Genomic DNA, 13,815 nt, shown 5'->3' with positions numbered 1-13,815 from the left:
ACCTTCTGAGCGTCACCAGGCCTGGTCCATCCGCGGGCCCTGGCGGTAGAAGTCGTCGTCCGCGACCGGGCCGGGTGGCGGTGCGGCCGGCGCGACTTCTTCGGAGCGGTCCTTCAGCACCGCGTCGGTCCGCTCTTCGCGCCGCGTGACGGCCGGCGAAGGCGAAGGAGCCGGCGCCGGTTCGAACTGCACCCGCCAGCGCAGCCGGTCCATCAGGTAGCCGCCGCTGCCCAGCGGCGCCAGCAGCTGTCCGGTCCGCTTCGCCGAATCCCGCTGCGCCTCGACGTAGGTGCGCAGCACGGCGTCGGCGATCTCGTCCGGCGACATCCGCGAGACGGCGTCGGTGAGCCGCAGCCGGGTCAGCACGCCGTCGGTGTTGACCGACAGCGAGACGGCGCCGTCGGCGGACGTCGCCGTCGCCGACAGCGCGGCCAGCTCGCTCAGGAGGCCTTCGCGGTCCGGTTTCGGTGGCTGCTCAGCCATCCAGCATCCCCACGTGCGTCGCGCCGCTGGACGGCTTCCCGTCGCGGCCGATGTCGACGTTCGCGTCCCGGACGTTCTTCTCCGTCTGGCGCGAGGTGTGGCTGGTCTCGAAGTTCGACGGGTCGAAGCTCGAACCCGGGCTGACGTCCGGTGAATCGGGGATCGGCGGCAGGTCGACGGCTTCGTCGTTGATCCGGTCCGCCAGCTTCGCCGCCGCCTCGCCGGCGCCGTCGCGGATCTTGCCCGCGCTCTCGACGAAGCTGTCGTACAGGTCGATCGCGTTGTCGCCCTTGATCTCCGTCTGGTTCGCCACCGCCGCGGTGATCGCGCCGCCGGCGGCGTTCCCGGCGATCAGCGCGCCGTTGGCCGCGGTGAACACCGTCGCACCCGCCGCCGCGCCCGCACCGGCGGTGGCCACGGTGAGCAGCCCGGCGACCGCGCCCGCGAACGTCGCCGCCAGCACCTTCGACATCGCCGCTTCGCGCTTGCGTTCCTGTTCCTTCTGGAAGTCCTCGGCCGTGTGCTTGAACGTGGCGCCGAGGTTGTTCAGGTCTTGCCGGGCCGACGCGATCGCTTCGCGCGCCGCGACGAGGTCGCTCTCCAGCACCGTGATCTTCGACGTGACCGCCGTGAAGGTGTCCGCCAGCTCGTTCAGGTAGGCCTTGACCTCGTTGGCGGCCGAGCCGCGCCACTCCTCGAGGAACTGCCGGGCGTCGTCCAGCTTCGGCTTCGAGTCGCGCTGCAGCTGCTTCCAGACGGCGTCGTGCCGCATGATCATGTTCTGCAGGCCACCGGTCGACTCGTGGTCGATGTCGCCGTCGGAGAACTCGCGGTAGAACCCGGCGATCTCGTCCTGCATCTTCCGGTACTGGTCTTCCATGCTGACCAGGACCCAGTCCGTGTACTTCAGGATCCGGAGGCCGTCCAGGGCGTCGTTCGCGCCGTCGCGCAGGTCGTCGGACACGCCTTCGAGCAGCTCGGCCCGGCGGTCGTCGTCGCCGCCGGACATCGTCTCGAGCCCGGTGTCGAAGTAGCCGTCCACGCCTTCAGTTCCCTTCCAGGTTCGCGGCGGCGCGGTGCACGCGCCGCTTCGCGTCCTCGTCGGCCTGCTCGTACAGGTCCGCGACCGACATCAGCGCGCGGCCGGTGTCCAATGTGGTCTCGTGCAGCCGCGCGACCAGCTGCTGGATCTTCGCCAGGTGGTCGTTGTAGGCCTTCGCGACCGCCGTCATCCCCAGCGACCGGCCGAAGGCGTTGTGCGCGGGCAACATCCCGGCGATGCCGCCGAGGAAGCCACCGCCGTCCGACGTCAGGGGGACGTCCTGCCCGCGCAAGCCGGTGGACGCGGTTTCCGCGGCACCCGCGGCGTCCAGCATCGCGCCGGCGGAGTCGCGCAGATCCTGCAGGTCGGTTTCGAACCCGATCATCGTTCACCTCTCGTCCCGGGCATCTCGCCATGTAAACACCGTTCAGTCGCCCGTCAGGGTGATTCGCGGAGGGTGTGCGTCAGATCACGAGCGCGGCCGGCGTGCCGCCGAACGGGCGAAACTCGTACCTGCCCGGGGCGGCCGGCGCTCTTACCTGCATGAGCACCGTCACGAAGCCTCGCGCGCCGACCGTGCGGAGCCGGCTGCGCGAGGCGAAACGCTTCTCCTGGACCGGGTTCGCCGTCACGGTCGCGGCGTCCCTGCTCGGCACGCTCGTCCCGGCGGCGATCGGCGCCGGCCCGAACGCGACGCTGATTTCGACGCTGGTGGTCACCGTGCTGGTGGCCGGCGGGTTCACCGCCAAGGACGGCAGCGCCGCCCGCGGGATCAAGGCGATCGCGATCGTGCTGCTGGCCGTCGGTGCGCTGGTCCTGACGGTAACCGGGGTGACGGTGCTCGACGTCGTCCGCGGCCGCCCGGCGACGTTCCCGGTGGGGCCGGACGCGGCTCCGGCGGCGCTGCTGGTGCCGGAGTCGGTCACGTGCGGGACGACGCCGGTGCGCACGACGGCGTACTGCGCGGTGGCGGTCCGCAGCGTCGGCGCCGGGCCGCTGCGGGTCAGCGGGATCGAGCTGGACAGCGAGGAGTTCACGGTGGACGCGAGCGCGTGCGTCGGCGCCGAGGTGGTGCCGGGCAAGCGGTGCACGCTCGTCGTGAGCTTCACGCCGGAGTGGACCGGCAACCGGGTGGCGGACCTGACGGTGCACCACAACGTGCCGGGCCCGGCGTCGTTCGTGGAGCTCACCGGACGCGGCGGCTAGCGGACGCCGACCCGGGCCGCCCTCGCCACCCCGGCGTGCAGGAGCGCGGAAACCGCGGCCAGCAAAGCGATCCGGTAACCGCCGAGGCCGCCGGTGACGTTGTAGACGATCACCAAAGCGAGGGGCGCCAGTGCGGCGGCCAGCACGATCGGCACCTTCGGCCACATGCGCGTCATGCTGACGGCGAGCCAGGTCAGCAGCGATGCCCCGGCGACGGTCGCGAAGAAGACGATCAGGCCGAGCAGCCACACGCCGAGTGCGCACATTTGGTTGCCGCCGCCGCACAACCGGTCGTAGCGGCCGGACATCACGACCCAGAAGAGGCCGGTGGCGGCGCCGGTGACCAGGCCGGCCAACCCCACGGCGACGAGTGCCCGCGGGTCGGCTCTCGGCGTGGTCAATGCTCCGCGCCCGCGCTGACGGCGAGGTCCTCCGTCGTCTTCGATGCCGTGTCCACCAGCGCCTCCAGCGCGTCGGCGATGCGGTCCACCCCCAGCGACGGCGCGGCCTTGCCGGACGCCGCCACCTGCTCGGGGCTGTACGGGACGTGGACGAACCCGCCGCGCACGTCCGGCAGGGTGGACAGCAGGTGCATCAGCCCGTAGAAGACCTGGTTGCACACGTACGTCCCCGCGGTGTGGGACACCGAAGCAGGCACGCCCGCCGCGCGGATCGCCGCCACGCACGCCTTCACCGGCAACGTCGTGAAGTACGCCGCCGGGCCGTCCGGGACCACCGGGACGTCCACCGGCTGCTCGCCCGCGTTGTCGGGGATGCGGGCGTCGATCAGGTTGATCGCGACGCGCTCCGGGGTCACGTCGAGGCGGCCGCCCGCCTGGCCCACGCACACGACCAGCGACGGCCGGTGCTCCTCCACTGCGGCACGCAACGCGGGCAGCGACGCGGCGAACTCGCACGGCAGCTCCACCGCCGCGATGTCTTCCCGGCGCGCGCCGAGCAGGGAAACCGCCTGCCACGACGGGTTCACCAGCTCCCCGCCGAACGGCGCGAACCCCGTCACCAACACCTCGGCCATGCACCCTCCCGAAAGCCGTTAAGGCCACCTTACGGGCGTCAGACGCCCGTAAGGTGGCCTTAACGGCTTTCAGCGACCACTCAGGCGGCGGGCTTCAGGCCACCTGGGAAGAGGTACTGGTCGGCGGGCTTGCCGGCGCCGTACACCCATGCGTCGAAGAACCCCTGGAGGTTCTTGTGCGCGACCTTCTCGGTGTACTGCTGGAACTCCTGCATGCTCGCGTTCCCGTCCCGGTGCAGCGACGGCCAGGTCTTGATGACCCGGTCGAACGCGGCCTGCCCGACGTAGCTCCGCAGCGCGTGCAGCATCATCGGGCCCTTGGAGTACACGGACGTGAACTCCTTGCCGGGGCCCATGTCGTACAGCTTGCCGTTCCAGAAGTTCGCCGACGCCTTCTTGACGTCGTCCGCGTACTGCTTGTTCAGGTCGACGCCCTCCTTCGCCTCGTCCCAGAGCCACGTCGCGTACGACGCGAAGCACTCGTTGAGGCAGACGTCGCGCCAATGGGACACCGCGACCGAGTCGCCGTACCACTGGTGGGCGTTCTCGTGGACGATCGTCGGCACGGTGCCGGCCCAGCCCGCGGAGTAGATCGGCCGGCTCATCGTCTCCAGCGAGAAGCCGATCTGCTCGTTGAGGAAGATGCCGCCCGCCGCGTCGATCGGGTACTTGCCGAACTTCGACTCGAGGAAGTCGAGGATCTCCGGCAGCTTCGCCTCGGCCTGCTTCGTCGAGTCGGGCACGCCCGGGGCGAACGCGCTGACGATCGGCGTGCCGTCCTTGCGCTTCTGCTTGTCGAAGGTCCACTTGTCGATCGCGACCGTCGTCATGTACGGCACGATCGGCGTCTCTTCGGCCCAGACGTGCGTGGTGCCGCCCGGCGCCTTGAAGGACGGCTTCTCGCGGCCGTTGGCGATCACGCCCCACTCGTCGGGCACGGTGATCGCGAGGTGGAACGTGGCCTTGTCGAGCGGGGTGTCGTTGACCGGGTACCAGGTGGCGGCCGACTTCGGCTCGCCGGCGACGAACGCGCCGCCCGCCTGGGCGTACTGCCAGCCGTTGTTGCCGAGCACCGGGTCGTCGATCGGCTCGGGCACGCCGTGGTAGTCGATCTTGACCTCGAAGTGCTCGCCGCGCCGCAGCGACCGTGCCGGCGTGATGACCAGCTCGTGGTCGCCGGTGCGGCTGAACTTCGCGCCGCGGCCGTCGACCTTCACCGCGTCGACGGTCAGGCCGCGCAGGTCGAGGTTGAACGAGCTGAGTGACTGCGTGGCCCGCGCGGAGATGTCCTGGGCGCCCTTGAGCTGGTGCGACGCGGGGTCGTAGCTCACCTTCAGGTTGTAGTCGGCGATGTCGTAGCCGCCGTTGCCGTCCTGCGGGTAGTAGCTGTCGCCGGCGCCGTCGCTGCCCGGCTTCGCGCCGCCCCAGTCGTTCCCGGCGGCCGCGACCCCACTGCTCAAGCAGATGCCGGTGAGCAGCGCGGCGGCCAGCACGACCGGTTTCTGTCCCCTCATGAACGCTCCTGTCCGTCTGGGGTGGACCAAGAACCGCAACGTATCGCCACGAACCTGCCGCGGGGCGGTCGAACGTCGCATTTGTCCGGATAATCACCACTTCCGTCGGTGCCGCTCCGGCCATCCGCCCCCGGCCCTCAGGCGAGGTCTGGAAAGCTGGGCACATGCGCGTCGCGCTGCTGGGCCCGCTGCGGGCGACCGATGACGAAGGCACGCCGATCGACATCGGCGGAGCCCGCCTCCGCATGCTCCTCGCCAGGCTCGCGCTGGACGCCGGGCGCGCCGTCCCGGCCGACGCGCTCGTCGACGGCCTCTGGGGTGCCGAACCGCCCGCAGACGCCGCCAACGCCTTGCAGTCGCTGGTCTCGCGGCTGCGCAAGGCGCTGCCGGTGGCCGTCGAGTCGGGCCCGGGCGGCTACCGGCTCGCCGTGGCCCGCGAAGACGTCGACGCCGAGAGGTTCGAACGGCTCGCCGCCGACGGCCGCCGCGAGCTCGCCGTGGGCCGGGACGCTCACGCGGCCGAGCTGCTGGCCGAAGCGCTCGGGCTCTGGCAGGGCGGGGCGCTCGCCGACGTCCTCGACGCGCCGTTCGCGCCCGCGCCCGCCCGCCGCCTCGCCGACCTGCGGGCGGAGGCGGCCGAAGACCGGTTCGACGCGCTGATCCGGCTGGGCGAGCACAGCGGCGTCCTCGCCGACCTGGCCGCCGCGGCCGATGCCGACCCGCTGCGCGAGCGGCTGGCCGGGCTGCGGATCCGGGCACTGTGCGCGGCCGGGCGCCAGTCGGAAGCCCTGGCCGTCTACACCGGGATCCGCCGCACGCTGGCCGACCAGCTCGGCGTCGACCCGTCGGCCGAGCTGCAGGAGATCCACCTCGCCGCGCTGCGCGGCGAGTTCGCGCCGCCGTCGCCGGTCGCCGACCGGCTGCCGACCCGGCTGACCACCTTCATCGGCCGTGACGACGAGCTCAAGCTGCTGGCCGAGCTGCTCGGCGGCGCCCGGCTGGTCACCCTGGCCGGCCCGGGCGGGGCCGGTAAGACGCGGCTGGCCACGGAAGCGGCGTCGCGGCACCCGGTGCACGCGCGCGGCCGCGTGTGGTTCGTGCCACTGGCCGGCGTCCGCGACTCCGGCGACGTCGTCGGCGCGGTGGTCGGCGCGCTGGAGGTGCGGGACATCCGCAGCGCCGACACCGAGGTGCGGCGGCGGCCGGACCTGCTCGGCCACGCCGTCGAGGTGCTGGCCGGCGGGGAGGCGCTGCTGGTGCTGGACAACTGCGAGCACGTCATCGACGCGGCCGCGAACCTGGCCGACGAACTGCTGAGCCGCGTGCCCGGGCTGCGGATCCTCGCGACCAGCCGGGAGCCGCTGGCCATCACCGGCGAGGCGCTGTGCCCGCTCGGGCCGCTGCCCGTGCCCGCCGAACGCGCCGCGCCCGCCGAATCCGCCGAGCTGGACTCGACGCGGCTGTTCCTCGACCGGGCGAGCGCGGTCCGGCCGGACTTCGTGCTCGACGAGTCCACTGTGGACGACGTCGGTCAGATCTGCCGCCGGCTCGACGGGATGCCGCTCGCCCTGGAGCTGGCCGCCGCGCGGCTGCGGTCGATGACGCCGGCGCAGATCGCCGCCCGGCTCGACGACCGGTTCCGGCTGCTGACCTCGGGCAGCCGTACGGCGCTGCCGCGGCAGCGGACGTTGCGCGCGGTCGTCGAGTGGAGCTGGGACCTGCTCACCGAGCCGGAGCTGGTGCTCGCGCGGCGGCTCGCGGTGTTCCCCAGCGGTGCGCCGATGGACGCCGTCGAGCGGGTCTGCGCGGACGAGCTGCTGCCCGCCGCCGACGTCCCGTACGTGCTCGGCACGCTCGTCGAGAAGTCCATCGTGGACACCGTGAACCGCGGCGGGGAGCCGCGGTACCGGATGCTGGAGACCCTGCGGGCCTACGCCGGCGAACGGCTGGCCGAGTCCGGCGAGCAGGACGCGTTCCAGCGCGCGATGGGCCGTTTCTACGTCGGCCTGGCCGAGTGGGCCGAACCCCTGCTGCGCACCGGCGAGCAGCTGTCCGCGATCGACGTCTACGAGGCGGAGTCGGCGAACCTGACCGGCGCCCTGCGCACGGCCATCGAGATGTCCGATGTGGACACTTCGGTGCGGTTGCTCAACGGGCTGTTCTGGTACTTCACCATCCTCGGGCAGGGGGAACGGGCCGAGGAGTTCATCGACGCGGTGCTCGACTTCGGCGACCGGCTGCCGCCGGACGTCCTGGCGGCCTACCGCGCGATCACGCGGTTGTTCCACCAGATGCCGTCCCGGTTCCCGTTCGAAGGCGTCCGTGAGCTGATCGACGAGTGCGTCCGCACCGGCGCGGTGGGGAAGTACCCGGGGCTGGCCGTGGCGCTGCCGATGCTGGCGTTCCTCGGCGGCGAACGCGAGCTGGCGATGCGGGAGGTGCGCCGCTCGCAGGCCGCCGTCGACCCGTGGACCCGCGCGGGCGGGTTCTGGGTGGAGAGCTTCCTGTTCGACGACGCCGGCGACGTCGAGGGCGCGGACCGGGCCCGGGACCTGGCGTACGCGGGCTTCCGCGAAGTCGGCGACCGCTGGGGCACGGCGATGACGTTGAGCTTCAAGGCGATGGCGTTGTCGCAGGACGGCGAGGGCGAGAGCGCGATCGAGGTGTACCAGCAGGGCCTGGCGCTGTCGATGGAGCTGCGCTCGCAGGAGGACGTCGTCCAGCACTGGTGGCGCCTGGCCGTCGAACGGGCGCGGCTCGGGGACATGGAGGGCGCGTGGCGTGACCAGGAGGCCGCCGAGCGCTACGGGCGGGGGGTCGAGAGCCCGCAGCAGCGGGCGATCCTGATGTTCGGCCGGATCGAGCTGTGCCTGCGCAGCGGCCGGCCGGCCGACGCGCGCGCGGCGCTCGCCCAGCTCAGGGCGCTGACGTGGGAGACCGCGTTCCCCGAGGGCATGGGCGTGGAGTGGGTCAGCGCGTTCGAAGGGCGGCTCGCGCTCGCCGAGCACCGCCCGGACGTGGCCGAGGCCCACGTGGTCAAGGCCATCGTCGCGAGTCGCGACCGCGGTGACATGCCGGATCTCGCCGGCGCCGTGGAGCTGCTGGCGCTGGTGCGCGGTGCGCAGGGCCGGCCGGTCGAGGCGGCCCGCATGCTGGGCACGTCGGCGCTGATCCGCGGCCGGTTCGACCTCGGCAGCCCGGAGGTGCGCGAGCTGATCGCCCACCTGCGCGCGGAGCTTTCCGGCGCGCGGTACGAAGAACTGGTCGCGGCGGTGCGCACGATGTCCAAAGAGGACGCCATCGCCGAGGTCTACGCCTCCATAGACTGAAGGGGACGCCCTCGCGGACGTCCCCTTCAGTTCCCCCTGGCGCGACTCACCCCCGTGCGTCGGCGCCTTTCAGACCCGCCGGCGGTAGGCCCAGGTGGCCAGCGGGAAGAACACGATCACCGCGCCGGCCATCCAGGCGAGCGCCCCGGCCAGCGGACCGGCGACGGCGCCGCCGTTCATCAGGCCGCGCAGCGCGTTCGCCATCAGGCTCACCGGGCTGATGTCCGCCCACGCCTTCAGCCAGCCCGGCATGGTGCTCGTGCTGACGAACACGTTGCTGCCGAAGGTCAGCGGCATGATGAAGACGAACATCAGCGCCGTCGCCGCGCCCGGCGACTTCATGATCATGCCGACGAACACCGAGCCCCAGCAGAAGCAGAGCCCGAACGCCACCGCCAGCAGGATCGCCACGATGAACTCGCCGGGGCTGGTCGCGATCCGGTAGCCCATGATCGTCGCGACGACCATCAGCACGGTCAGGCAGACGAGGTAGCGCACGACGTCGGCGAGCACCGCGCCGATCAGCGGTGCCGACCGGGCGATCGGCATGCTGCGGAACCGGTCGAACACGCCCTTGGTGATGTCGGTGTTGAGGTTCGTGCCGACCGTGAGACAGGCCTGCAGGATGTTCATCACGATGATCCCGGGCACGACCATCTGCAGGTACGCGTCGGTCGAGCCGGACAGCGCGCCACCGAACAGGTAGACGAACATGACCAGGAAGATGATCGGCATCAGCGTGACGTCGGCCAGCTGCTCCGGGTTCTTGCGGATCTTCAGGATGCCGCGCCAGGCCAGCGAAAGCGCGTGGCCGAATCCCTTGGCGGGGCTGATGTGCCGCGGCGGGGCCGGGCGGTCGAGCGCCAGCGTCGTCATGCCAGGCTCCCTTCGAGGTCGCGGGTGGTGTCTTCGGTCGCCGCTTCGGCGGTGTGCCCGGTCAGGGCGAGGAACACCTCGTCGAGGCTGGGCAGCCGCAGCGCCAGCTCGTCCGCGGTGATCCCGGCTTCGTCCAGCTTGCGGACCAGAGTGGACAGCAGGACCGGGTCGCTGACCGGCGCGGTGAGCAGCCCGGTCGCGTTGTCGCGGCTCGGGTGCACGCCGGTGAGGTCGCCGAGGATCCGGTTGACGGCGTCCATGTCGGACAGCTGGGTCGGCCGGACCTGCAGCGTCTGCCCGCCGACGCGGCGCTTGAGCTCGTCGGCGCGGCCGTCGGCGACGACGCGGCCGTGGTCGAACACGGTGATCTTGTCGGCCAGCTGGTCGGCCTCCTCCAGGTACTGCGTGGTCAGCAGCACCGTCGCGCCGTCGGCGACGAGGGTGCGGACGACGTCCCAGACCTCGTTGCGGGCGTGCGGGTCGAGCCCGGTGGTCGGCTCGTCGAGGTAGAGCACCTCGGGCCCGCCGACGAGGCTGGCCGCCAGGTCGATCCGCCGCCGCATGCCGCCGGAGTACGTCCGGACCGGCCGCTTGGCCGCCTTGGTCAGCTCGAACCGCTCGATCAGCTCGGCGGCGCGGGCCTTCGACTGGGCGCGGGAGTGGCCGTACAGCCGGCCGATGAGGACGAGGTTCTCGATGCCGTTGAGGTCCTCGTCGACCGACGCGTACTGCCCGGTCAGCCCGATCAGGCTGCGGACCCGCACCGGGTCCTTGACGACGTCGAAGCCCCCGACGGTGGCTCTCCCGGCGTCCGGTTTCATCAGCGTCGCCAGGATGCGGACGGCGGTCGTCTTGCCCGCGCCGTTCGGCCCGAGCACCCCCACGACCTGCCCGAACGGGACCTCGAGGTCCACCCCGTCGAGCGCCTTGGTGTCCCCGAAGTGTTTGACCAGGCCCTCGGCCTGGATCGCGTGCGACATGGGCGTTCCTCCTTCACTGTCGCTGTCTGGGAGCAACTGTGGCGGTCGGCGCTGGCAGGCCGCGCACAGCGCGCTGGCAGGCGCTGGCAGCCGCTGGTGGAGATCTTGTGGAGGACTTGTCGGCGCCCGGGCCGGGTGGCGGGCTCATCGGCATACTCGGCACATGACCGTTGCGGAAGAGACGCGCGTCCGGCGGAAGTATCCGCTGGTCACGGCCCTGCTGGTGGTGCCGCTGGTGCTGCTGGCGGCCCTGGTCGCGCTGCGCCTGATCGGCTACGACGGCGACTGGTACACCCTCGTCGCGCTGTCGCTGACGCCGTACGTGGCGGCCGCGGGCGTGTTGCTCGGCGGGCTCGCGCTGGCGCTGCGGCGCTGGTGGGTCGGCGGGACCGCGCTGGTGCTGGCGATCGTGCTGGCCGTCCTGGTGCTGCCGCGGCTGTCGGCGAGCGACCAGCGCGAGGTGCACGGCAAGACACTGCGCGTGCTCGCGTCGAACCTGCTCTACGGCCAGGCGGACCCGAAGGCCGTCGTCGACCTGGTGCGCGAGCAGCGGATCGACGTGCTGAACCTGGTCGAGCTGACGCCCCGCGCGGTCGACGGCCTGACCGCGGCCGGGCTGTTCCAGGCTCTGCCGTACCGGGTGCTGCACCCGGCGCCCGGCGCGTTCGGCTCGGGGATCGTGTCGCGCTTCCCGCTGAAGGAGGTCAACCTGACGGGTGATTCGGCGGCCAAGCAGCCGGGCGCGCAGGCCGACCTCGGCGACGGCGTGGTGGCCGAGATCGTCGCCGTCCACCCGATCTCCCCGGACGTCGACACCCCGCAGTGGGAGCGCGAGATCAAGGACCTCTCCCGCGCGGCGGGCGAGCACGGCCTGCGCATCCTGGCGGGCGACTTCAACGCGACGCTCGACCACGCGGCGTTCCGCACGGTGCTGTCCCGCGGCTACAACGACGCGGCGGAGGAGCACGGCTCGGGGTTGACGCCGACGTGGCCGTCATCGTCGCCGGTGGTGACGATCGACCACGTGGTGGTCGACAACCGCGCGGCGGTCCAGGACTACCGGGTGTTCGACGTCGCGGGCAGCGACCACCGGGCGGTGTTCGCCGAAGTCCGCCTGCCGTGATCGCGTTCCTGGCAGGCTGACGGGCATGCGAAGACTCGTGGTCGTGCTCGCGCTGGTGGCCACCGCCTGCGGGCAGCCCGCGGCGGCGCCGGCGGACGACGGCCCGAAGAGCGCGCTCGGCTTCACCGCGCACGCGGGTGCGGTGGAGTTCCCATCCGACACCGACTGGATCCCCACGACCGGCGGGCTGAACGCTTTGGTCCCGGTGCAGGGCTGTGTGCTCGGTATCGGCGACTACGCGACCGGCAACCGGATGCCCAACGTGAACTGGACCGGCGGCGCGGACTGCACGACGTTGCGGATCGGCCCGATCGGCGGCGGCCTCCCGGCGGTGGCCGCGGTGCCGGGCCCGGACGGCTCGGTGCTCGGGGCCGGCGCGAAGTTCTCGCACCGGGACGCCGGCGGCACCGTCATCGAGCTCGGCGAGCTGCGCGGCCGGCGTGACGTGCGGGCGCTGGCGCGTTCGGGTGGCAACCTGGTGGCGGTCGGGACGGCGTTCCTCGACGGGCAGACGACCCGGCCGGTGGCCTGGGTGTCGGACGACGGAGGCAAGACGGAACGCACGGTCGTGCTGCCGCTCCTCGCCGGGGTGACCGGGGCGAACGGGCCGTCGTCGGTGGCGGCCGCCGGTCAGGAGCTGCTCGCCGCCGGGTATTCGAACCCGCGGCTGCAGCTCTGGGCTTCGCACGACGGCGGCGGCAGCTGGACGGTGTCGGAGCTCTCGACGCCCTCTGACCAGACGCTCGTGTACGGAATCCTGCTGGTCGCCGGGCAATGGCTGCTCTACGGCGAGACTTCGAACGGCTACGCGCAGAAACCCTTCGTGCTCACCGGCAAGCCGGGTGCCTGGTCCACTGTGGACACCCCGGGACCCGGGGGGATCGTGGCGGGCACGCTGGACGGGCGCGGCAACCTCGTGCTGGCCGGCCGGACCCTCGAACCGATGCGGGGCAACCAGCGCCCGCGTTCCTGCTCGGCCGTGCTGGCGCGCGACGGTCAGGGCTGGCAGCGCGGCGAGCTGGGCTGCGCGGAGTGGCCGGTGCGGGTGGCGACGACGCTGTCCGACGGCCGGGTCATGCTCGCGGGGAACCGGGACCTGTGGCTGCGGCCAGCGCCGTGAGCGTTTCCAGGGCGCCGGCCGCGATCGAGACGCCTCGGTTGTGGCGGATCTCGGGTTCGCGCGGGTTGATCCGGATCAGCGCACCACTCGCCGCGCTCGCCAGTTCGGCGTAACGGCGGACCGTCGGGATCGCCTGGCCCGCGCCCAGCTCCACCACGACCAGGTCGCGCACACCGCGTCGCCATACTGTCAGCTCGTGGAGCTGCGCCTGGCCGCGGTCCGGGACCCACGCGTCGTCGCCGAACATCAGGATGTTGGGGCGCGCCAAGCCGCCGCAGCGGGGGCACGACGGCAGCGGCGGCACCGCGCGCATCGTTTCGGGGTCGATCGAAACGTCGACGTCGTCAGCAGGCCAGATGACCGGCGAACACCCGGCCAGGCACTGCAGGTGGTGGATCGAGCCGTGCACCTCGGAGACGAGCCCGAAGCCCGCCGCCTGGAACTGGCCGTCCACATTGGACGTGAACACGCCGGTGCCGCCGGGCAGGCGCGAGCCGATCTCGAGCAGGATCCGGAAACCCTCGTGCGGCACCGTCTTCCGGTAGAGCGCGAGCCGGTGCCCGTAGAAACCCCAGGCCAGCTCGGGGTCGTCGGCGAAGTGGCGCGGGTCGGCCAGCTCTTCGAACCGCAGCCCGAGCCGGGCGTACGGCGGATACGCGCGCCAGAACCCTTCGCCGCCACGGAAGTCCGGCAGCCCGGAGTCGACGCCCATCCCGGCGCCGGCGCAGATCAGCAGCGCGCCGGCGCCGTCCAGGAGCTCCGCGGCTCGGTCGAGCGCGTCACTCACCCGGCTGCGAACCGAGGACGACCTCGAACTCCAGCAGGTTCGCCCCGGTGGACACGGGCTTGGCGCGCTCGCCCGAGTGCGCCGCCGCGGCCGGGCCGCCCTTCGCCCACGCCTGGTAGTGCTCCTCGGTCTCCCACTTCGTGTACACGAAGTAGCGCGTCTCGCCGGAAACCGGGCGCAGCAGCTCGAACCCGAGGAACCCGGGCTGCTGGTCGACGGCGTGCAGCCGCGCCGCGAACCGCTTCTCCAGTTCGGCGCCGGCACCTTCGGGGACTTCGATCGCGTTGATCTTCACGACACTCATGGCCTCCAGACTAGT

General features: G+C 72.1%; 14 protein-coding genes. 4 read left to right on the top strand and 10 right to left on the bottom strand.

The window, feature by feature from the left end; genetic code table 11:
- Window positions 1-12 precede the first annotated feature (12 nt).
- From QQ657_RS26910 to QQ657_RS26900, 3 genes are read right to left on the bottom strand one after another with little or no spacing between them, the layout of a single operon-like run.
- The gene (locus tag QQ657_RS26910; RefSeq protein WP_284745043.1) at window positions 13-483 is read right to left on the bottom strand and encodes a YbaB/EbfC family nucleoid-associated protein; all 471 of its coding nucleotides are present in this window, start codon (window positions 481-483) and stop codon (window positions 13-15) included.
- Complete coding sequence (locus QQ657_RS26905; RefSeq protein ID WP_284745042.1) at window positions 476-1,525, bottom strand: hypothetical protein; 1,050 nt, start codon at window positions 1,523-1,525, stop codon at window positions 476-478. Before QQ657_RS26905 ends, QQ657_RS26910 begins: the two co-directional genes overlap by 8 nt.
- A 4-nt stretch (window positions 1,526-1,529) precedes the next feature.
- Window positions 1,530-1,910: a hypothetical protein gene (locus tag QQ657_RS26900; RefSeq protein WP_284745041.1), complete on the bottom strand. Its 381-nt coding sequence runs from the start codon at window positions 1,908-1,910 to the stop codon at window positions 1,530-1,532.
- 158 nt (window positions 1,911-2,068) lie between these two features.
- On the opposite strand from QQ657_RS26900, the gene QQ657_RS26895 reads away from it, so the two are divergent.
- The gene (locus tag QQ657_RS26895) at window positions 2,069-2,731 is read left to right on the top strand and encodes an Ig-like domain-containing protein (RefSeq protein WP_284745040.1); all 663 of its coding nucleotides are present in this window, start codon (window positions 2,069-2,071) and stop codon (window positions 2,729-2,731) included.
- Here the strand turns inward: QQ657_RS26895 and QQ657_RS26890 are convergent.
- The 3 genes from QQ657_RS26890 to QQ657_RS26880 form a co-directional block, all read right to left on the bottom strand.
- Entirely contained in the window at window positions 2,728-3,132 is a 405-nt protein-coding gene (locus tag QQ657_RS26890; RefSeq protein WP_284745039.1) for a hypothetical protein, read from the bottom strand. The genes QQ657_RS26895 and QQ657_RS26890 overlap by 4 nt on opposite strands.
- Window positions 3,129-3,767 carry a pyroglutamyl-peptidase I gene (gene pcp / locus QQ657_RS26885; RefSeq protein ID WP_284745038.1) on the bottom strand — a complete coding sequence of 213 codons (639 nt, stop codon included), beginning with the start codon at window positions 3,765-3,767 and terminating at the stop codon, window positions 3,129-3,131. The genes QQ657_RS26890 and pcp overlap by 4 nt, the downstream gene beginning before the upstream one ends.
- Window positions 3,768-3,847: 80 nt before the next feature.
- On the bottom strand, window positions 3,848-5,281 hold the full coding sequence (locus QQ657_RS26880) for a M1 family metallopeptidase (protein ID WP_284745037.1): 1,434 nt from the start codon (window positions 5,279-5,281) through the stop codon (window positions 3,848-3,850).
- A 164-nt stretch (window positions 5,282-5,445) separates the two neighbouring features.
- Between QQ657_RS26880 and QQ657_RS26875 the strand changes: the two genes are divergently transcribed.
- On the top strand, window positions 5,446-8,610 hold the full coding sequence (locus tag QQ657_RS26875; protein ID WP_284745036.1) for an AfsR/SARP family transcriptional regulator: 3,165 nt from the start codon (window positions 5,446-5,448) through the stop codon (window positions 8,608-8,610).
- Window positions 8,611-8,679: 69 nt separating this feature from the next.
- Here QQ657_RS26875 and QQ657_RS26870 read toward each other — a convergent pair whose 3' ends face one another.
- Both QQ657_RS26870 and QQ657_RS26865 read right to left on the bottom strand, forming a co-directional pair.
- Complete coding sequence (locus tag QQ657_RS26870) at window positions 8,680-9,486, bottom strand: ABC transporter permease (RefSeq protein ID WP_284745035.1); 807 nt, start codon at window positions 9,484-9,486, stop codon at window positions 8,680-8,682.
- Window positions 9,483-10,466, bottom strand: coding sequence for an ATP-binding cassette domain-containing protein (locus QQ657_RS26865; protein ID WP_284745034.1), 984 nt, complete (start codon window positions 10,464-10,466; stop codon window positions 9,483-9,485). The genes QQ657_RS26870 and QQ657_RS26865 overlap by 4 nt, the downstream gene beginning before the upstream one ends.
- A 163-nt stretch (window positions 10,467-10,629) precedes the next feature.
- Between QQ657_RS26865 and QQ657_RS26860 the strand changes: the two genes are divergently transcribed.
- Complete coding sequence (locus QQ657_RS26860; protein WP_284745033.1) at window positions 10,630-11,589, top strand: endonuclease/exonuclease/phosphatase family protein; 960 nt, start codon at window positions 10,630-10,632, stop codon at window positions 11,587-11,589.
- A gap of 25 nt (window positions 11,590-11,614) precedes the next feature.
- Complete coding sequence (locus QQ657_RS26855) at window positions 11,615-12,709, top strand: beta propeller repeat protein (protein ID WP_284745032.1); 1,095 nt, start codon at window positions 11,615-11,617, stop codon at window positions 12,707-12,709.
- On the opposite strand, the gene QQ657_RS26850 is transcribed toward QQ657_RS26855, so the two are convergent.
- Window positions 12,663-13,496, bottom strand: a complete 834-nt coding sequence (locus tag QQ657_RS26850; RefSeq protein ID WP_284745031.1) for an SIR2 family NAD-dependent protein deacylase — start codon at window positions 13,494-13,496, stop codon at window positions 12,663-12,665. The two genes, QQ657_RS26855 and QQ657_RS26850, sit on opposite strands and share 47 nt — an antisense overlap.
- Complete coding sequence (locus tag QQ657_RS26845) at window positions 13,489-13,800, bottom strand: antibiotic biosynthesis monooxygenase family protein (RefSeq protein WP_284745030.1); 312 nt, start codon at window positions 13,798-13,800, stop codon at window positions 13,489-13,491. Before QQ657_RS26845 ends, QQ657_RS26850 begins: the two co-directional genes overlap by 8 nt.
- Window positions 13,801-13,815 lie beyond the last annotated feature (15 nt).

Source organism: Amycolatopsis ponsaeliensis, from assembly GCF_030182635.1.
Taxonomy (GTDB): Bacteria; Actinomycetota; Actinomycetes; order Mycobacteriales; family Pseudonocardiaceae; genus Amycolatopsis; species Amycolatopsis ponsaeliensis.
Note: the sequence above shows the minus strand (reverse complement) of the source record. Positions and strands in the feature narration are given on the sequence as shown.